The organism is Bacteroides xylanisolvens (assembly GCF_018289135.1).
GTDB lineage: Bacteria > Bacteroidota > Bacteroidia > Bacteroidales > Bacteroidaceae > Bacteroides > Bacteroides xylanisolvens.
The window spans coordinates 2859861-2879916 of record NZ_CP072216.1 but is presented as its reverse complement, the minus strand read 5'-3'; the positions used below and the strand labels follow the sequence as shown (position 1 = coordinate 2879916).

The following is a 20056-nucleotide window of genomic DNA, read 5'->3' as shown; positions in this document are numbered from 1 at the left end:
GCTAAAAGCTAAAAAACGATATTCTTGAACAACCTCTTGGGGGATTAGCTCAGCTGGCTAGAGCATCTGCCTTGCACGCAGAGGGTCAACGGTTCGAATCCGTTATTCTCCACTCTCTCTGAAAAGAGAAACGATCTTTGACATGATGTACAAAAAGTAAAATTAAAAGTAAGAGCTAAAAGTATATATCAAACCGTACGTGTTCGAATATGCAATATTGACAGCCGGAAGCAATTCCATGGTCAATACCATTATGAGAATAAAACGTTTGAAAGAAAGTAAGCAAGGGCGCATGGCGGATGCCTTGGCTCTCGGAGGCGATGAAGGACGTGATAAGCTGCGATAAGCTTCGGGTAGGTGCAAATAACCTTTGATCCGAAGATTTCCGAATGGGACAACCCGTCATTCTGAAGGAATGACATCTTGCATAGCAAGAGGCTAACGCAGGGAACTGAAACATCTTAGTACCTGCAGGAAAAGAAAATAATAATGATTCCCCAAGTAGTGGCGAGCGAACGGGGATTAGCCCAAACCAATGTTGTTACGGCAATATTGGGGTTGTAGGACCACGATGTCGCAAGACCTTTAGTGAGAAGAATTCTTTGGAAAATGAAACCATAGACGGTGATAGTCCGGTATTCGAAGCTAAACGAAGCGTAGTGGTATCCTGAGTAGCGCGGGACACGAGGAATCTTGCGTGAATCTGCCGGGACCATCCGGTAAGGCTAAATACTCCCGAGAGACCGATAGCGAACCAGTACTGTGAAGGAAAGGTGAAAAGCACTTCGAATAGAAGAGTGAAATAGTCCCTGAAACCGTGCGCCTACAAGCGGTCGGAGCAGCGTAAGTTGTGACGGCGTGCCTTTTGCATAATGAACCTACGAGTTACTTTTTCCGGCAAGGTTAAGCATTTCAAAATGTGTAGCCGAAGCGAAAGCGAGTCTGAACAGGGCGATTAGTCGGAAGGAGTAGACGCGAAACCAAGTGATCTACCCTTGGTCAGGTTGAAGGTTAGGTAACACTAACTGGAGGACCGAACCGATAAGCGTTGAAAAGCTTCCGGATGAACTGAGGGTGGGGGTGAAAGGCTAATCAAACTTGGAGATAGCTCGTACTCCCCGAAATGCATTTAGGTGCAGCCTTGGGAATTACTACTGTGAGGTAGAGCGACTGATAAGATGCGAGGGCTTCACCGCCTATCAAGTCTTGATAAACTCCGAATGCGCAGTAGTTCGATCCCAGGAGTGAGGGCATGGGTGCTAAGGTCCATGTCCTAAAGGAGAAGAATCCGGACCATCAGCTAAGGTCCCGAAATAATTGCTAAGTTGAACTAACGAAGTCAGATTGCTAAGACAGCTAGGATGTTGGCTTGGAAGCAGCCATTCATTTAAAGAGTGCGTAACAGCTCACTAGTCGAGGAGTTTGGCGTGGATAATAATCGGGCATTAAGCAATTTACCGAAGCTATGGGATCAGTAATGATCGGTAGGGGAGCATTCCACTCTGCGTCGAAGGTGAAGCGTGAGCTTTGCTGGAGCGTGTGGAAAAGCAAATGTAGGTATAAGTAACGATAAAGGGGGTGAGAAACCCCCTCGCCGAAAGACTAAGGTTTCCTGATCAACGCTAATCGGATCAGGGTTAGTCGGGTCCTAAGGCTCAGCCGAACGGTGAGGCCGATGGCAGAACAGGTTAATATTCCTGTACTACCTTAAGGAGTGACGTGGAGACGGAGGCGTGATAGCGCCGCGGACTGACGGAATAGTCCGTTGAAGGGTGTAGATGTTGATCTTTGCAGGCAAATCCACAAAGAGAGTCGAACCTGATAGTATACCAAATTCTTCGGAATAAGGTAATAGTGCGTGTAAACATACTCCCAAGAAAATCCGCTAAACTTAATCTTTAAGGTACCCGTACCGCAAACGGACACACGTAGTCGGGTTGAATATACTAAGGCGCTTGAGTGATTCACGGTTAAGGAACTAGGCAAATTGACCCTGTAACTTCGGGATAAAGGGTCCCAACGAGAGTTGGGCGCAGAGAATAGGTCCAGGCAACTGTTTAACAAAAACACAGGGCTGTGCTAAATTGAAAGATTACGTATACAGCCTGACACCTGCCCGGTGCTGGAAGGTTAAGAGGAGATGTCATCGCAAGAGAAGCATTGAATTGAAGCCCCAGTAAACGGCGGCCGTAACTATAACGGTCCTAAGGTAGCGAAATTCCTTGTCGGGTAAGTTCCGACCTGCACGAATGGTGTAATGATCTGGACACTGTCTCAACCGTGAGCTCAGTGAAATTGTAGTATCGGTGAAGATGCCGATTACCCGCGATGGGACGAAAAGACCCCGTGAACCTTTACTATAGCTTAACATTGAATTTGGGTAATTGATGTGTAGGATAGGCCGGAGACTTCGAAGCAGGTACGCCAGTATTTGTGGAGTCGCTGTTGAAATACGGCCCTTTGATTATTTGAGTTCTAACTCGTAGATGCGAGGACACTGTTTGGTGGGTAGTTTGACTGGGGTGGTCGCCTCCAAAAGTGTAACGGAGGCTTCTAAAGGTGCCCTCAGGACGATTGGTAACCGTCCGTAGAGTGTAATGGCATAAGGGCGCTTGACTGGGAGACAGACAAGTCGATCAGGTAGGAAACTAGAGCATAGTGATCCGGTGTTTCCGCATGGAAGGGACATCGCTCAAAGGATAAAAGGTACTCCGGGGATAACAGGCTGATCCCTCCCAAGAGCTCATATCGACGGAGGGGTTTGGCACCTCGATGTCGGCTCGTCACATCCTGGGGCTGGAGAAGGTCCCAAGGGTTGGGCTGTTCGCCCATTAAAGTGGCACGCGAGCTGGGTTCAGAACGTCGTGAGACAGTTCGGTCTCTATCTATCGTGGGCGTATGAAATTTGCGTGGCTCTGACACTAGTACGAGAGGACCGTGTTGGACTGACCGCTGGTTTACCAGTTGTGCCGCCAGGTGCATCGCTGGGTATCTAAGTCGGGATTGGATAAGTGCTGAAAGCATCTAAGTACGAAGCCAGCCACAAGATTAGATTTCTTAGGGTCGTTAAAGACGATGACGTTGATAGGATGCAGGTGTAAAGGTGGTAACATCAAAGCCGAGCATTACTAATTGCCCGTTCACTTTCTTTCAAATATGTATCGGTTGGGTATATACGTTTAGCGGATTACTGATACAGAAACTGGAAACAGGAAACAGAAACATACTAGTAATAACTTGAGATTTTACTTTTCATCATGTCATAACCTTATTCAGGTGGTTATAGCACGAGGGTTCCACCTCTTCCCATTCCGAACAGAGAAGTTAAGCCTCGTCACGCCGATGGTACTGCGTAACAGTGGGAGAGTAGGTAGCCGCCGTTTTTAGAGAAGCCCCTTGATTCAGCAACGAATCAAGGGGCTTTCTGTTGTTTGGTACTTTGCAAAAAAAGTGTTATATTTGCGACCGACAATTATTTTATTAAACGTTTAAAGCAAATTTGAAAGGTATGAAAACTAAATTATTTTTGGCTGCTGTAGCAGTAACATTTTCTTTTGCAATGATGTCTTGTGCTGGTAACAAAACTACTAACGCTGCTTCTGAAGGTGAAGAAACAACCGTAGAAACTGTAGAAGCTGTTGTTGAATCTGATTCTTGCTGCCAGGCTAAAGATTCTTGTGCTACTGCTTGCGACAAAAAAGCAGATTGCGCAGAAAAGAAAGAATGTTGCGATAAGAAGTAATCTATTGATTTAGAACAATAAAGAAGAAGAGGGAGAGAATGCTGAAAAACATTCTGCTCCCTCTTTTCTTTTAATGAAATATAGACCTTTATTTGTGATACATTTTTGGTAAAAATCGGCTTTAACTTATGAAATGATATTTTTTTCTATAAAAAAGTAACGTATTATTTGGTGGTAAAGAAATAATCCATACCTTTGCACCGTCAAACTATAAAAGAGACAAGAAATGAACCAGATGTTTATACATATTCTACTATGCGGTATTATTATTCTACTATCAAAGGTTAGTGGAAGTGAGTGCTGCGCGTAAATGTGTATAAATGAAAATATACGAAAGCCTTTCTCACTTCCAAGTGTGAAAGGCTTTTTTTAATGCTAATAATTATATAATATACATTGAATATGGACAATAGGTTATTTATTTTTGATACCACTCTTAGAGATGGTGAACAGGTTCCGGGATGCCAGTTGAATACAGTAGAGAAGATTCAGGTAGCAAAGGCATTGGAAGCGTTGGGAGTAGACGTGATTGAAGCCGGATTCCCCATTTCGAGCCCGGGAGATTTTAATTCAGTGATTGAGATTTCAAAAGCGGTGACTTGGCCTACTATCTGTGCTTTGACACGTGCAGTTCAAAAAGATATTGATGTTGCTGTAGATGCACTGAAATTTGCTAAACATAAACGTATTCATACCGGTATCGGTACTTCTGATTCGCACATTAAATATAAATTCAATTCGAATCGTGAGGAGATTATCGAACGTGCGGTAGCTGCCGTGAAATACGCCCGCCGTTTTGTGGACGATGTAGAGTTTTATGCAGAAGACGCAGGCCGTACGGATAACGAATATCTGGCACGTGTGGTGGAAGCCGTTATCAAAGCGGGAGCTACCGTAGTGAATATTCCTGATACAACGGGTTATTGCTTGCCTTCAGAATATGGTGCTAAAATAAAATACCTGATCGACCATGTAGACGGCATCGATAATGCCATACTTTCTACTCACTGTCACAACGACTTGGGTATGGCTACTGCCAATACGATAGCCGGTGTTTTGAACGGCGCACGTCAGGTGGAAGTTACCATCAACGGTATCGGCGAACGTGCAGGAAATACTGCCCTCGAAGAAATCGCCATGATTATCAAGAGTCACCACGAAATAGATATTCAGACCAATATCAATACACAGAAGATTTATCCGACCAGCCGCATGGTATCCAGCCTGATGAATATGCCGGTACAGCCGAATAAAGCGATCGTTGGACGTAATGCTTTCGCACATTCTTCAGGTATCCATCAGGACGGTGTGTTGAAGAATGTACAGACGTATGAGATTATTGATCCACATGATGTGGGTATTGATGATAACTCTATCGTATTGACAGCCCGTAGCGGACGTGCCGCATTGAAAAATCGTCTTTCTATTTTGGGAGTTGACCTGGAGCAGGAAAAGCTGGATAAGGTATATGATGAGTTCTTGAAGTTGGCTGATAAGAAAAAAGATATTAATGATGACGATATTTTAGTATTGGCAGGCGCAGACCGTAGCCAGAATCATCGCATCAAACTGGATTATTTGCAGGTGACGAGTGGTGTCGGTGTTCGTTCGGTAGCTAGTTTGGGATTGAACATTGCCGGTGAGAAGTTTGAGGCTTGTGCCAGCGGTAACGGTCCGGTAGATGCAGCTATCAAAGCATTGAAGAAGATTGTAGAACGCCACATGACTTTGAAAGAGTTTACTATTCAGGCTATCAGCAAGGGAAGTGATGATGTAGGTAAAGTACACATGCAGGTAGAATACGATAACCAGATTTATTATGGTTTTGGAGCTAATACAGATATTATTGCCGCTTCCGTAGAAGCTTATATTGACTGTATTAACAAATTCAAATCATAAAAAAGAGACTGACAGTCGTATCGGCATTTAAAATAGTAAATAGTAATTAGTAAAATAGTAAATAAACAGATGAATACATTATTTGATAAGATATGGGATGCCCACGTGGTGACTACTGTGGAAGATGGTCCTACACAGCTTTATATTGATCGCTTATATTGTCACGAAGTGACTAGTCCGCAAGCTTTTGCCGGATTGCGTGAACGTGGAATCGGAGTGTTGCGTCCGGAAAAGGTATTTTGTATGCCCGACCATAACACACCGACACACGATCAGGATAAGGAGATTGAAGATCCGATTTCTAAAACGCAGGTCGACACATTGACTAAGAATGCGAAGGATTTTGGTTTGACACACTACGGTATGATGCATCCGAAGAATGGAATTATCCATGTGGTAGGTCCCGAACGTGGTTTGACTTTGCCGGGAATGACGATTGTCTGCGGTGACTCTCACACTTCTACTCATGGTGCGATGGGAGCAATCGCTTTCGGTATCGGAACAAGCGAAGTGGAAATGGTGTTGGCTTCGCAATGTATTCTTCAATCAAGACCGAAAACAATGCGTATCACGGTAGACGGTGAACTGGGTAAAGGGGTGACTGCAAAAGATGTAGCTCTGTATATGATGTCTAAGATGACTACCAGCGGTGCTACCGGTTACTTCGTAGAATATGCAGGTTCGGCCATCCGCAATCTGACAATGGAGGGACGTCTTACCCTTTGTAACCTTTCTATCGAAATGGGTGCACGTGGTGGCATGGTTGCTCCAGATGAAGTGACTTTTGAATATATCAAGGGACGTGAAAGTGCTCCGCAAGGCGAAGCATGGGACAAGGCTTTGGCATATTGGAAGACATTGAAGAGTGATGACGATGCCGTATTCGACAAGGAAGTCCGTTTTGAAGCTGCTGATATTGAGCCGATGATTACTTACGGAACGAATCCGGGTATGGGTATGGGCATCACACAGCACATTCCTACGATGGAAGGAATGAGCGAAGCTGCACAGGTTTCATTCAAGAAATCAATGGACTACATGGGATTCCAACCGGGAGAATCTTTGTTGGGCAAAAAGATTGATTATGTATTCCTTGGAGCTTGTACAAACGGTCGTATCGAAGATTTCCGTGCATTTGCTTCCATCGTGAAAGGTCGCAAGAAAGCGGAAAATGTAATTGCATGGCTGGTTCCGGGTTCATGGATGGTAGACGCACAGATCCGTAAGGAAGGAATCGACAAGATTTTGACGGAAGCCGGATTTGCTATTCGTCAGCCGGGATGTTCTGCTTGTCTGGCGATGAACGATGATAAGATTCCTGCCGGAAAATATTCGGTATCTACCAGCAACCGTAACTTCGAAGGACGTCAGGGACCTGGTGCACGCACCTTGTTAGCTAGTCCTCTGGTGGCTGCTGCTGCTGCGGTGACAGGTGTGATTACCGATCCGAGAGAACTGATGTAATTTCAATCATAAATCATAATTTATAATTCATAAATAAGGCGATGGCTAAGACAAAATTTAATATAATCACAAGTACTTGTGTACCTCTTCCTTTAGAAAACGTAGATACCGACCAGATTATTCCGGCACGTTTCTTGAAAGCAACCACTCGTGAAGAGAAATTCTTCGGTGATAACCTTTTCCGTGACTGGCGTTACAATGCAGATGGTTCCCTGAACAAGGATTTTGTGTTGAACAACCCTACTTACAGCGGACAGATATTGGTGGCAGGTAAGAACTTCGGTTCGGGTTCCAGCCGTGAACACGCAGCCTGGGCAATTGCCGGCTATGGTTTCCGTGTGGTGGTATCCAGTTTTTTTGCCGATATTCATAAGAATAATGAGTTGAACAACTTTGTGCTTCCGGTGGTTGTAACCGAAGAGTTTCTGCAAGAATTATTCGATTCGATAGAAGCAGACCCGAAGATGGAAGTGGAAGTGAATCTTCCCGAACAGACCATCACCAACAAGGCGACAGGTAAAAGTGAACATTTTGAAATCAATGCTTACAAGAAACTTTGTTTGATGAACGGATTGGACGATATCGATTTCTTGTTAAGCAATAAAGATAAAATAGAAGAATGGGAAAAGAAGGCGTGAAAATAGAAATCATGGACACAACGCTCCGTGATGGTGAACAAACCAGCGGAGTATCTTTCGTGCCTCATGAGAAACTAATGATCGCCCGTTTGCTGTTAGAAGATTTAAAGGTAGACCGGGTGGAGGTTGCTTCGGCGCGTGTGTCGGACGGTGAGTTTGAAGCTGTGAAGATGATTTGCGACTGGGCGGCCCGTCGCAATCTGCTCCATAAAGTGGAAGTGCTCGGCTTTGTTGACGGGCATACTTCTGTCGATTGGATTCAGCGTACCGGTTGCCGTGTGATTAACCTCCTTTGCAAAGGTTCACTGAAGCATTGTACGCAACAACTGAAAAAGACACCGGAAGAACATCTGGCAGATATCATTAATGTGGTGCATTATGCCGACGAACAGGATATAACCGTCAATGTTTATCTGGAAGATTGGAGTAACGGTATCAAGGATTCTCCCGAATATGTATTTCAGTTGATGGATGGATTGCAAGAGACGAGTGTCAAGCGTTATATGTTGCCTGACACGCTGGGTATCTTAAATCCCTTGCAAGTGATAGAGTATATGCGGAAGATGAAGAAACGTTATCCGAATACTCATCTCGATTTCCATGCGCACAATGACTATGATTTGGCAGTGAGCAACGTTCTTGCAGCTGTATTAAGCGGTGTCAAAGGACTGCATACTACCATCAACGGACTGGGCGAGCGGGCAGGAAATGCTCCTCTTGCAAGTGTGCAAGCCATCCTGAAAGATCATTTCAATGCGGCGACCAATATCGACGAGAGCCGTTTGAATGATGTCAGCCGGGTAGTGGAGTCTTATTCGGGTATTATGATACCTGCCAATAAACCGATTGTAGGTGAGAATGTCTTTACACAAGTGGCAGGTGTGCATGCCGACGGCGATAACAAAAATAATCTTTACTGTAATGATTTGCTTCCCGAACGTTTTGGCCGCAAACGTGAATATGCGTTGGGCAAGACAAGCGGCAAAGCCAATATCCGCAAAAATCTCGAAGACCTCGGACTGGAGTTGGATGAAGATGCTATGCGCAAAGTGACGGAACGTATCATCGAACTGGGCGACAAGAAAGAATTGGTGACACAGGAAGATTTGCCGTACATTGTTTCTGATGTGTTGAAGCATGGATCAATAGGTGAGAAGGTCAAACTGAAGAGCTATTTTGTGAATCTGGCTCATGGCTTGAAACCGATGGCTACGTTGAAGATAGAAATCAACGGGAAAGAGTATGAAGAGAGTTCAAGTGGAGATGGTCAATATGATGCTTTTGTTCGTGCATTGCGTAAGATATATAAGGTGACATTGGGACGCAAATTCCCGATGCTGACCAATTATGCGGTGACAATCCCTCCCGGTGGGCGTACGGATGCATTTGTGCAGACAGTAATCACATGGAGTTATGACGAGCAGGTGTTCCGTACCCGTGGACTTGATGCCGATCAGACGGAAGCTGCCATCAAAGCTACTATGAAGATGTTGAACCTCATCGAAGATGAATACGAGAAGAGCAAGTGAGAGATAACTTGCCCAAAGAATGTTTTTTATAAGAATATATAAATAGAAGAATAAACGATTATGGATTTTAAAATTGCTGTATTAGCAGGCGACGGCATCGGACCGGAGATCTCTGTGCAAGGTGTAGATGTGATGAGTGCCGTTTGCGAGAAGTTTGGCCACAAAGTAAGTTACGAATATGCAATCTGTGGAGCTGATGCGATTGATAAAGTAGGCGATCCGTTTCCGGAAGCAACCTATCAGGTTTGTAAAGATGCGGATGCTGTTTTATTCTCTGCCGTAGGCGATCCGAAATTTGATAACGACCCTACTGCTAAAGTACGTCCGGAACAAGGTTTGTTGGCGATGCGTAAGAAATTGGGACTTTTCGCTAATATCCGTCCGGTGCAGACATTCAAATGCCTGATTCACAAATCTCCGTTGCGTGCGGAACTGGTAGAGAACGCAGATTTTATCTGTATCCGTGAGTTGACCGGAGGTATGTATTTCGGTGAAAAGTATCAGGATAATGACAAAGCGTATGATACCAACTATTATACTCGCCCGGAAATCGAACGTATCTTGAAAGTGGCTTTTGAATATGCGATGAAGCGCAGAAAACATCTGACGGTGGTAGATAAGGCAAACGTGTTGGCTTCTTCCCGTCTATGGCGTCAGATTGCACAGGAAATGGCTCCGAACTATCCGGAAGTGACAACAGATTATATGTTTGTGGACAATGCTGCAATGAAAATGATTCAGGAACCTGCTTTCTTCGATGTGATGGTAACGGAAAACACCTTCGGTGATATTCTGACTGACGAAGGTTCTGTAATCAGTGGTTCTATGGGCTTGCTTCCTTCTGCTTCCACAGGCGAGAGTACTCCGGTGTTTGAACCGATTCACGGTTCATGGCCGCAGGCTAAAGGATTGAATATTGCTAATCCGTTGGCACAAATTCTTTCCGTAGCTATGTTGTTTGAGTATTTCGATTGCAAAGAAGAGGGTGCGCTGATTCGTAAAGCAGTAGACGCTTCTTTGGATGAGAATGTACGTACACCGGAAATTCAGGTGGCTGACGGTGCTAAATACGGAACGAAAGAAGTAGGACAGTGGATTGTTGATTATATCAAGAAAGCTTGATATTCTACACCACAGATTACACCGATTCACACAGATTGCTGATGGAGCTGTATAACAGCCCTTTATAAATAATTTCACCCACGTTATAGCTATCTATAACGTGGGTGATTTTTAATATTCAGATTTTGTTTGATAACTCCACTTACTCTTCATTCTTTTTATGGAATATCTTTTTTATCATTTGAAATCTGTGTGAATCTGTGTAATCTGTGGTGAACCTTACCAGCTTTTAATTATGGAATATATAATGATACCGAGCATTGTCAGCAATCCTACATAAATAGTGACTGGCCATTGTTTTATATCTTTTCTCTTCGTACGGGTGGAAGGTTCCAAATAAATGGCTATTTTGTGAGCGATAGTACAGAATAGCCAACCGCCGAATCCTCCGATAATACCTCCTACGAGTAAATCACCGGGATAATGTACACCCAAGTATATACGTGTATAGCAGTTAAGAATTGCCCAAGTTACGATGAAAATACTTAGCCAACGTTTACGGAACAGAAATACTACAAACATGGCAAGACCCAATGAATTGGCCGCATGGCACGATGGGAAACCATAACTTCCTCCACGATACCCGTTTACGATATATACCATATCCACAATAGGGTTGTCCGGATTGGCGGGACGCAGGCGTGCCACTACCGGGCGGATGATACTGCTGCACATTTGGTCGGCAAAGGTTATCGTGAGCGCGATAGCTGCCACATAACATACGACTACTTTCCAGTGGAAATTTCTTAATAATATGTATAATATGGTGGCATACATGGGAACCCAGATTATTTTACCCGTGAAGGAACTCATGAAATAATCCCAGAAAGGGGAGTGTATACCATTGAAAGATAAGAAGATATTTGTATCTATCTCCGAAAGGAATTGCACGATTTCGCTATGTATCATCCGGCTTTATTGATCTATTTTTAACGTCGCAAATATACAATAAAGAATAGTAAATGTCCTATATTACCTTATAAATATTCCATATTTCTTAATAATTAGCGTTTGGCAAGATCATCGTAGAGCTTCTGTAAGAACGCTTTTCCTTTTTCCAGATTAGCTCCTTTGGCGGTGCCTTCGTCCAGTTGTACGGTATTGGCGTCAAGATTATACACCAATTGGTTGTCGGCAGTAATCATTCCGAAATAATCCGGCCGGGTAAAGTATGCGAAATGAGGAGAACCCGGATTCAGGATATTCTTGCTGAAAGTAAATTCATCGTGCGGCAATCCTAATTGAGCGAGCAAAGTGGCGGCAATGTCAATTTGCGAAGCATAGGTATCTATTACGAGAGGTTGTTTAATTGCACCTCCGATTAAAATCAGCGGAATGGTTTGTCCGTCCAGCGGATTTTCTATCGGGTATGGGTATGCACCCTGATGATCGGGAACGAGTACAAACAGTGTGTTTTTCCATAACGGTGTTTCCTGATACTGTTTCACGAAATCTCCCACACAACTGTCGGCATACGCAAAGGAGTTGAGGACTTTATCATCCAGCCTGTGGAACGGAACTTCGAATGGTTCGTGGCTGCTTGATGTCTGAACCAGTTTCAGGAATGGCTCTTCTTGTTTTTCTTCTTTCAGGTCTTTCATCAGGCGTTGGAACAAAACGTGATCTTGTGCTCCCCATTTTCCGGTACGTTCGGACAGAGGGAAATCTTTATCGGAAATAATCTTCTCGATACCGGAAGATACCAGGTAAGAGCGCATATTGGTGAAATCGGCATCTCCTCCATAGTAATATTCGAGGCTGTATCCTGCATTTTTCAAGCTGCGGGGGATGGAAGGAAGTTTGTCTGTCTTTTCGGGATATTTCATGATGCTGGTACTCGGCTGTCCGGGATATCCGCTGATGATAGATGCCAGTCCGCGGTCTGTGCGGAAACTGCTGCCGTAGAAGTTGCTGAATAATACACCTTCTTTTGCGAATTTATCCATGTTGACAGCCACATTGGGTTGTCCTCCGAAAGTTTCCATCAAGTGTGTGGAGAAACTCTCAAGGATAATGAAAATAATGTTCGGGCGTTGTGTATTCAATAATTGGGGGATGCTGTCCGTTGCTGCGACGGGTTTGTCTACCATTTCTGCAAATAATTCGTCGGCTATTTTCGGATCCATGAAACGATACTGCTTATCGAAATTATTCTGATGGGTGGCAGAATACATGAAGCTGAATGCCGGATTAATGGCTGCATGATTCATGCGTTGGTCCTGACTGAAATACACCTTGCTTAAATTCATGGTGGATACGCTGAATCCGCCCCGGATAGGGATGAAGAGTGCCGCTGTCAGCAAAAGCAGTGCAAGCGAGACATTCTGGCGTCGATAAGGTATTTTCAGAGGCTTTTTCTCCCGGATAAGGACACAATAGAAAATACAGTATAGAATTGCTGCATAGATCAATATAGCCAGAATTCCAAGTAGAACAAACCAAAAACTGACACTTGCCATGGCATCTTTGGGAGAAGAGAAGAAATAGAAAATAGGAGTGGCGTCCAGACGGAATCCCCAAAATCCGTACAATCCCAAGTCGATGATAAAAATGCAGGCCATGACAAAGGCTATTACTCCGAAATATCCTTGCCGGATGCGGCGGAGTATGGATGAATTTGTCCAGGCGGAAGCAATGAGCAGGATGCCGGGGATAGCGGTCAGATAGCCTGCAAGAGATAAATCCAGTGGTAATCCGTGCCACATGACGCGGAAATAGTCACCCAAAGATGCATTAGTATATAAGTCATGGTAGTAAACCATGAAGATTGGTTTCTGAAGAACGAATAAAAGAACAAATAAAAAATAGGTCGTGAGAAATTGTATAATTCTCTTTTTCATATATGTAAACTTAAAAAGATTGAACGGATACAAAGTTACTATACTTTTCCTTATCTTTCTCATGATGTGATGTAAAACATACCTTTTTTTCCATATCTTTGTCGTGTCTGTGACAAAAATGAAGTAATAAGATGGCAAAGATTGCAAAGAAACTAACAGATTTAGTGGGGAATACCCCTTTGATGGAACTTTCCGGTTATAGTGGAAAGTATGGTCTGGAACAAAATATTATTGCCAAACTGGAGGCTTTTAATCCGGCGGGAAGTGTAAAAGACAGAGTCGCTCTTTCGATGATTGAAGATGCGGAAGCTCGTGGAGCATTGAAACCCGGTGCAACGATTATTGAGCCGACAAGCGGAAATACAGGTGTAGGGTTGGCAATGGTGGCTACTATTAAAGGGTATCACCTAATATTGACCATGCCCGAAACGATGAGTCTGGAACGGCGGAATCTGTTGAAAGCGTTGGGTGCGCAGATTGTATTGACAGATGGGCTGGGAGGGATGGCAGCTTCCATTGCCAAAGCGCAGGAGTTGCGTGATAGTATCCCCGGTTCGGTGATTTTGCAACAATTTGAGAATCCGGCCAATGCTGCTGTTCATGAACGGGCAACGGGTGAAGAAATTTGGAGGGATACAGATGGTGAAGTGGCCGTTTTTGTAGCCGGAGTTGGTACCGGAGGAACAGTCTGCGGGGTAGCCCGTGCTTTGAAGAAACATAATCCGAATATTTATATTGTTGCTGTGGAACCGGCATCATCTCCTGTGTTGGCAGGCGGAGAGGCGGCTTCGCATCGTATTCAAGGTATTGGAGCGAATTTTATCCCGAAGCTTTATGATGCTTCGGTGGTGGATGAAGTAATAGGCGTGCCAGATGATGACGCGATTCGTGCAGGACGTGAGTTAGCGGCAACAGAAGGTCTGTTGGCGGGTATTTCTTCGGGAGCAGCTGTGTATGCCGCCCGTCAACTGTCACAACGCCCGGAATTTAAGAACAAAAAAATAGTAGCGTTGTTACCTGATACGGGAGAGCGTTATTTGTCGACCGAACTGTTTGCTTTTGACGCATATCCATTGGATTAATTCATTCACTATAAAAAGACCTGAACCATGGTAAGAATAATTATAGTTTTGCTTTTTTGTTTTCCGGCTGTTACCTTTGCGCAAACCTATCAGCAATTGTCCGAGAGAGCCATTGAGTGTATCGAAAAAGACAGTCTTCCCCAGGCAGAGGAACTTTTGCTTCAGGCTTTGAAGTTGGAACCGAAAAACGCAAAGAATGCACTGCTCTTTTCTAACTTGGGATTGGTTCAGCGCCGTTTGGGCGAGTTTGATAAGGCATTGGAATCTTATTCTTTTGCACTGAACTTTGCTCCTTTGGCAGTCCCTATTTTGCTCGACCGTGCCGCCATTTATATGGAAATGGGAAAAACAGACCGTGCTTATACGGATTATTGCCAGGTGTTGGACGAGGACAAACAGAACAAAGAAGCTCTGTTGATGCGTGCTTATATTTATGTGCTCCGCCGCGATTATCCGGCTGCGAGAATAGATTATAATCGTTTATTGGAACTCGATCCGCAGAGCTATAGCGGACGGCTGGGACTGGCTACTTTGGAGCAGAAAGAAGGAAAATTCCGGGAAGCTCTTGAGATATTGAATAAGATGCTTGCGGCCACTCCTGAAGATGCGACGCTCTATATTGCCCGTGCCGATGTGGAACGTGAGATGAAACATGAAGATTTGGCATTGGTCGATTTGGAGGAAGCCATCCGGTTGGATGCTGCCTCGGCTGATGCTTATCTGTTGCGTGGAAATATCTACCTGGCACAGAAGAAGAAAGGACTGGCAAAAGCTGACTTTGAAAAAGCTATTTCATTGGGAGTGCCTCCGGCTGATTTGCACGAGCAATTGCGGCAATGCAAGTGAAGTTATTAATAAGCCAACTATATCTTTCCGGTTTACATAAGTGAGCGCCTTTTGCTATAGGCATTAGTTCGTTCCACAGTTGTTTCCCTTTAGTTCTACCTATGTGGAACTAAAGGGAAACAACTGTGGAACGGAAAGATAACCTTAGTGGAACGAATAATCATTAGTCAGGTGACTCGTTAATATATACTATTCAAGAATTTCTTTTATTCTACGAACTGTCTAATCAGATTTACGAAATCCTTTCCATATTTCTTTTTCTTGTGTTCGCCGATACCACTGATTTCTCCAAACTCTTCGATGGTGGTGGGACGTGAGATGCAAAGCAGATGCAACACTTTGTCTGACAAGACGATATAGGCGGGCAAAGCTTCCTGATCGGCAAGTTGTTTTCTTAATCCTCGCAATGCTTCGAACAAATCTTGGCTTTCGCCGCCTGCCGCGCCGAAGGGGAGTTCTTTGGCGATAACCACTTTTTTCTTTTTTCCTTTTCGGGTAACTGCTTCCTCATGCTGGATAACTACCAATGCCGCTTGTGTCCTTCCGAAGAGAACATCACTTCCGCTTGACGTTATTTTGAGATGATTATTCTCATTATAAGCTATTTCAAAGTAGCCGAGTTGCAGCATTTGAAGCAGATAGTCTTGCCAGTCACGAGGAGGAATGTCGCGTCCGGCACCGAACGTTTTAAGTTCCTGATACCCTTTTCCGGTTACTTCCGCAGAATAGTTTCCACGAAGAATATCAATCAACACTCCTGTGCTGATTTGCTGTTCCGTACGTGCGATGGCACTTAATGCTTTTTGCACGATGACTGTACCGTCGAATCGTTGAGGGGGATTTTTACAAACATCGCAGTTGCCGCAATCCTCTGTTGTTGTTTCTCCGAAGTAGCTTAATAAGATTCTTCGTCGGCAAATGTCGGCCTCTGCGTATTGCTGCATACGTTGGAGCTTTTCCAGATTGATATTTTGCTGATTACTTTCCGAAGCGAATTTAGTTAGTAATATTAAGTCGCCTAATGAATAAAACAGGACAGTATTGCTGGGTAACCCATCACGTCCGGCACGTCCTATTTCCTGATAAAAGCTTTCTATACTTTTAGGCAGGTTATAATGTATCACCCAGCGGACATTTGATTTATCAATCCCCATTCCAAAAGCAATGGTGGCACATACCACCTGTATGCGGTCGTTAATAAAATCATTCTGTGTTTCGTCCCGGTGTTGAGTGGATAACCCCGCGTGATAAACCCCGCAACGGATACCCTGCTTTTGTAACATCTGTGCGACGGTTTCCGTCTTACTTCGACTCATGCAGTAAATAATCCCGCTTTCTTCCCCGTGGCGGTGGATAAATTCTAAGATAGCCTTGTTCTTTTCCTTCGCTTGAAATCCACGTTTCACAGTCAGGCTGATGTTGGGACGGTCGAACGAGGAAATGAAGGTACGCGGATGGTTCAGATGCAATTGCCGTACGATGTCTTCACGCGTGATTTTATCCGCGGTGGCAGTTAGTGCGACAATTGGTATTTGCGGAAATTGTTGGTGGAGCACTCCCATTTGTGTGTATTCCGGACGGAAATCATGTCCCCATTGCGAAATACAATGAGCTTCATCAATAGCAAACAGAGAGATGTTCATATCCCGCAACAAATAGTCCTTTTCAGCTAAAAGTTTTTCCGGTGAAATGTAAAGCAGCTTCAGGCGACCTTCAATGCATGCGCGGCGCAGATTAGCGTTTTCTGTTTCGTCATTACTGCTGTTCAGCGCTCCGGCAGCGATGCCGTTTGCCAGCAATGCTTCTACCTGATCTTTCATCAATGAGATGAGGGGAGAAACGACAACGGCAGTACCTTCGCAAAGCAGTGCGGGAAGTTGGTAACAGATTGATTTCCCCCCACCAGTGGGCATTAATACCAATGCATCCTGTTTGTTCAGGATGTGTCGGATGATTTCTTCTTGCAGAGGACGGAAATTATCGTACCCGAAATATGTCTTTAAAGTCTCTCTCATTGATGCTGATTTATCCATGCTGCAAAGGTACATTTTTCTTTGGCAATTTTTCATCATGTGTAGATTTCTGTTTCTGATATGAATTATAAATAAGTTAAAGTTTCTTATTATTCGGACTCATTCCTTCTTTTTCAAGGTTTTTGATTGTTTATTTAGAAAAAAAATGCACAAAATAATTGTGTGTTTAAAAAAAAAGTAAGACATTTGTAACATGTTACGTTGCAAATGAGCAATTATTAACAAATGAACAAACCCTAACCAGTTAATTCAATGAGCGATTTAGAGAACAAAAAAACGGAAGAAACTCCGAAAAAACGTCCCTACAATTTGAGGGAAAAGAAAGAAAAGAAGGCTGCATACAGGTCTTTGATTAGACCGGAATTGGCAGACGAGTTGTATGACAAGATCCTGAATATCATCGTTGTACAGAAGAAGTACAAGGATCCTGACTATTCAGCTAAGGACTTGGCGAAAGAATTGAAGACGAATACTCGTTACCTTTCTGCAGTAGTAAACTCACGCTTTGGCATGAACTATTCTTGCCTGTTGAATGAATACAGAGTAAAAGATGCTTTGCATTTATTGACTGACAAACGTTATGCCGACAAAAATGTGGAAGAAATTAGTGCCATGGTTGGCTTTGCAAATCGTCAATCTTTTTACGCTGCATTTTACAAAAACGTAGGTGAGACTCCTAATGGATATCGCAAAAAACATCTCGAAAATAAGAAATAATTGCGCGTTCCGAAATTAGTCAAAAGGAATTACCTCTAAATGAAAGATTTTGGAGATAATTCCTTTTCTCATTTTAATTAATCAATGCTAGCATTATGAAAAAACATCTGATTTTAATGACAGTGGCCGCTACGCTTTTAACATCGTGCGGAGGAAGTAAAACAACAACTGCTGAAGCAGACAAATTTGATTATACAGTGGAACAATTTGCTGATTTACAGATATTGCGTTATAAAGTTCCCGGATTTGAGGAACTGACGCTGAAACAGAAGGAACTGATTTATTACCTGACAGAGGCTGCTCTGGAAGGAAGGGATATTCTGTTTGACCAGAATGGAAAATATAATTTGAGAATCCGTCGGATGCTCGAAGCAGTATATACAAACTATCAGGGAGATAAAACAACGCCTGATTTTAAAAATATGGAGGTGTATCTGAAAAGGGTATGGTTCTCCAATGGTATTCATCACCACTATGGTACGGAGAAATTCGTGCCCAACTTCTCGCAGGAGTTCTTGAAACAGGCTGTACTCGGTATAGATGCCAAGTTGCTGCCGTTGGCGAAAGGACAGACTGCCGAACAACTTTGTGCCGAACTGTTTCCGGTGATTTTCGATCCGACTGTTATGCCGAAACGGGTAAACCAGGCAGATGGCGAAGATCTTGTGTTGACTTCTGCTTGTAACTATTATGACGGAGTGACGCAGAAAGAGGCAGAGAGTTTTTATAGCGCCCTGAAAGACCCGAAAGACGAAACACCGGTTTCTTACGGGCTGAACAGTCGGCTGGTCAAAGAAAACGGAAAGTTGGAGGAGAAAGTTTGGAAAGTAGGCGGACTCTATACACAGGCAATAGAGAAGATTGTTTATTGGCTGAAGAAAGCGGAAGGTGTAGCAGAGAATGAGGCACAAAAGGCCGTCATCACCAAACTGATTCAATTCTATGAAACAGGCAATCTGAAAGATTTCGATGAATATGCCATTCTTTGGGTGAAAGACCTTGATTCACGAATCGACTTTGTGAATGGATTTACTGAAAGTTACGGTGACCCGTTGGGTATGAAAGCGAGCTGGGAGTCTTTGGTGAATTTCAAAGATTTGGAATCAACGCACCGCACAGAGATAATCAGTAGCAATGCGCAGTGGTTTGAAGATCATTCTCCGGTAGATAAATCTTTCAAGAAAGAAAAGGTAAAAGGGGTATCGGCTAAAGTGATTACTGCCGCTATCCTTGCAGGTGATCTTTACCCGGCAACGGCTATCGGTATCAATCTGCCGAATGCAAACTGGATTCGTGCTCACCACGGCTCTAAATCGGTGACAATCGGAAATATAACAGATGCTTATAATAAAGCCGCTCACGGAAACGGATTCAACGAAGAATTTGTTTATAGCGATGCGGAAATACAACTGATCGATGCGTATTCTGATTTAACGGATGAGCTGCATACGGACTTGCACGAATGTTTAGGACACGGTTCCGGTAAGTTACTTCCGGGGGTAGATCCTGATGCTTTGAAAGCATACGGCTCTACCATCGAAGAGGCGCGTGCCGATTTGTTCGGATTGTATTATGTGGCTGACCCTAAGCTGGTGGAACTGGGACTTCTCTCTTCTCCCGATGCTTATAAAGCTCAATATTATACTTATCTGATGAACGGTCTGATGACGCAATTGGTACGTATCGAACCGGGAAATACTGTGGAAGAAGCTCACATGCGTAACCGCCAGTTGATAGCCCGTTGGGTATTTGAGAAGGGGGCTGCCGATAAAGTGGTGGAATTGGTGAAGAAAGACGGAAAGACTTATGTGGTTATCAATGACTATCAGAAAGTACGCGAGCTTTTCGGCGAATTGTTGGCTGAAATCCAGCGAATCAAATCGACAGGCGACTTTGAAGGTGCCCGTTCATTGGTAGAAAACTATGCCGTAAAAGTAGATCCGGCTTTACATGCAGAAGTTCTGGAACGTTATAAGAAGTTGAATCTGGCTCCTTATAAAGGTTTTGTGAATCCGAAATACGAACTGGTGACAGATGAAAACGGAAACGTTACGGATGTCACAGTTTCTTATGATGAAGGTTATGTAGAACAAATGTTGCGTTACAGCACTGATTATTCTCCGCTGCCTTCCATAAACAACTGA

The 20056-nt window shown here is 43.8% G+C and carries 13 protein-coding genes, 1 tRNA gene and 2 rRNA genes; 13 read left to right on the top strand and 3 right to left on the bottom strand.

Annotated elements, in window-relative coordinates:
- Positions 1–38 precede the first annotated feature (38 nt).
- From INE92_RS12285 to leuB, 9 genes are all read left to right on the top strand, one after another.
- Positions 39–112: transfer RNA gene (locus INE92_RS12285), tRNA-Ala, on the top strand.
- A 160-nt stretch (positions 113–272) separates the two neighbouring features.
- Positions 273–3152 (top strand): 23S ribosomal RNA (locus INE92_RS12280).
- A 120-nt stretch (positions 3153–3272) separates the two neighbouring features.
- A 5S ribosomal RNA gene (rrf, locus tag INE92_RS12275) occupies positions 3273–3383 on the top strand.
- A gap of 125 nt (positions 3384–3508) precedes the next feature.
- The gene (locus INE92_RS12270; RefSeq protein ID WP_004311794.1) at positions 3509–3742 is read left to right on the top strand and encodes a hypothetical protein; all 234 of its coding nucleotides are present in this window, start codon (positions 3509–3511) and stop codon (positions 3740–3742) included.
- Positions 3743–4144: 402 nt separating this feature from the next.
- The gene (locus INE92_RS12265) at positions 4145–5641 is read left to right on the top strand and encodes a 2-isopropylmalate synthase (RefSeq protein WP_004315472.1); all 1497 of its coding nucleotides are present in this window, start codon (positions 4145–4147) and stop codon (positions 5639–5641) included.
- A 69-nt stretch (positions 5642–5710) separates the two neighbouring features.
- Positions 5711–7105, top strand: a complete 1395-nt coding sequence (gene leuC / locus INE92_RS12260; protein WP_004311792.1) for a 3-isopropylmalate dehydratase large subunit — start codon at positions 5711–5713, stop codon at positions 7103–7105.
- A 41-nt stretch (positions 7106–7146) separates the two neighbouring features.
- The gene (gene leuD / locus INE92_RS12255; protein WP_004307192.1) at positions 7147–7743 is read left to right on the top strand and encodes a 3-isopropylmalate dehydratase small subunit; all 597 of its coding nucleotides are present in this window, start codon (positions 7147–7149) and stop codon (positions 7741–7743) included.
- Positions 7725–9272 carry an alpha-isopropylmalate synthase regulatory domain-containing protein gene (locus INE92_RS12250; RefSeq protein ID WP_167509162.1) on the top strand — a complete coding sequence of 516 codons (1548 nt, stop codon included), beginning with the start codon at positions 7725–7727 and terminating at the stop codon, positions 9270–9272. Before leuD ends, INE92_RS12250 begins: the two co-directional genes overlap by 19 nt.
- Positions 9273–9332: 60 nt before the next feature.
- Positions 9333–10394 carry a 3-isopropylmalate dehydrogenase gene (gene leuB, locus INE92_RS12245; RefSeq protein ID WP_004311790.1) on the top strand — a complete coding sequence of 354 codons (1062 nt, stop codon included), beginning with the start codon at positions 9333–9335 and terminating at the stop codon, positions 10392–10394.
- A gap of 219 nt (positions 10395–10613) precedes the next feature.
- Here the strand turns inward: leuB and INE92_RS12240 are convergent, their stop codons facing one another.
- Entirely contained in the window at positions 10614–11303 is a 690-nt protein-coding gene (locus tag INE92_RS12240) for a phosphatase PAP2 family protein (protein ID WP_009039272.1), read from the bottom strand.
- 95 nt (positions 11304–11398) lie between these two features.
- The gene (locus INE92_RS12235) at positions 11399–13234 is read right to left on the bottom strand and encodes an LTA synthase family protein (RefSeq protein WP_195436372.1); all 1836 of its coding nucleotides are present in this window, start codon (positions 13232–13234) and stop codon (positions 11399–11401) included.
- A 131-nt stretch (positions 13235–13365) separates the two neighbouring features.
- Between INE92_RS12235 and cysK the strand changes: the two genes are divergently transcribed.
- Both cysK and INE92_RS12225 read left to right on the top strand, forming a co-directional pair.
- Positions 13366–14316, top strand: a complete 951-nt coding sequence (gene cysK / locus INE92_RS12230) for a cysteine synthase A (RefSeq protein ID WP_009039274.1) — start codon at positions 13366–13368, stop codon at positions 14314–14316.
- Between the two features lie 27 nt (positions 14317–14343).
- The gene (locus tag INE92_RS12225; RefSeq protein WP_009039275.1) at positions 14344–15162 is read left to right on the top strand and encodes a tetratricopeptide repeat protein; all 819 of its coding nucleotides are present in this window, start codon (positions 14344–14346) and stop codon (positions 15160–15162) included.
- 206 nt (positions 15163–15368) lie between these two features.
- On the opposite strand, the gene recQ is transcribed toward INE92_RS12225, so the two are convergent.
- On the bottom strand, positions 15369–17177 hold the full coding sequence (gene recQ / locus INE92_RS12220; RefSeq protein ID WP_008025863.1) for a DNA helicase RecQ: 1809 nt from the start codon (positions 17175–17177) through the stop codon (positions 15369–15371).
- 270 nt (positions 17178–17447) lie between these two features.
- Between recQ and INE92_RS12215 the strand changes: the two genes are divergently transcribed.
- Together INE92_RS12215 and INE92_RS12210 are read left to right on the top strand one after the other, a co-directional pair.
- Positions 17448–17912: a helix-turn-helix domain-containing protein gene (locus tag INE92_RS12215; RefSeq protein WP_004301101.1), complete on the top strand. Its 465-nt coding sequence runs from the start codon at positions 17448–17450 to the stop codon at positions 17910–17912.
- 95 nt (positions 17913–18007) lie between these two features.
- Positions 18008–20056 carry a dipeptidyl-peptidase 3 family protein gene (locus INE92_RS12210; RefSeq protein ID WP_074705300.1) on the top strand — a complete coding sequence of 683 codons (2049 nt, stop codon included), beginning with the start codon at positions 18008–18010 and terminating at the stop codon, positions 20054–20056.

Bases quoted from the DNA above. Each gene is read 5' to 3' on its own strand.
- leuD (WP_004307192.1), top strand. From the start codon at position 7,147: ATGGCTAAGACAAAATTTAATATAATCACAAGTACTTGTGTACCTCTT.
- INE92_RS12240 (WP_009039272.1), bottom strand. From the start codon at position 11,303: ATGATACATAGCGAAATCGTGCAATTCCTTTCGGAGATAGATACAAAT.
- INE92_RS12235 (WP_195436372.1), bottom strand. From the start codon at position 13,234: ATGAAAAAGAGAATTATACAATTTCTCACGACCTATTTTTTATTTGTT.
- INE92_RS12265 (WP_004315472.1), top strand. From the start codon at position 4,145: ATGGACAATAGGTTATTTATTTTTGATACCACTCTTAGAGATGGTGAA.
- INE92_RS12270 (WP_004311794.1), top strand. From the start codon at position 3,509: ATGAAAACTAAATTATTTTTGGCTGCTGTAGCAGTAACATTTTCTTTT.
- INE92_RS12250 (WP_167509162.1), top strand. From the start codon at position 7,725: ATGGGAAAAGAAGGCGTGAAAATAGAAATCATGGACACAACGCTCCGT.
- INE92_RS12215 (WP_004301101.1), top strand. From the start codon at position 17,448: ATGAGCGATTTAGAGAACAAAAAAACGGAAGAAACTCCGAAAAAACGT.
- INE92_RS12210 (WP_074705300.1), top strand. From the start codon at position 18,008: ATGAAAAAACATCTGATTTTAATGACAGTGGCCGCTACGCTTTTAACA.
- leuC (WP_004311792.1), top strand. From the start codon at position 5,711: ATGAATACATTATTTGATAAGATATGGGATGCCCACGTGGTGACTACT.
- INE92_RS12225 (WP_009039275.1), top strand. From the start codon at position 14,344: ATGGTAAGAATAATTATAGTTTTGCTTTTTTGTTTTCCGGCTGTTACC.
- leuB (WP_004311790.1), top strand. From the start codon at position 9,333: ATGGATTTTAAAATTGCTGTATTAGCAGGCGACGGCATCGGACCGGAG.
- cysK (WP_009039274.1), top strand. From the start codon at position 13,366: ATGGCAAAGATTGCAAAGAAACTAACAGATTTAGTGGGGAATACCCCT.
- recQ (WP_008025863.1), bottom strand. From the start codon at position 17,177: ATGAGAGAGACTTTAAAGACATATTTCGGGTACGATAATTTCCGTCCT.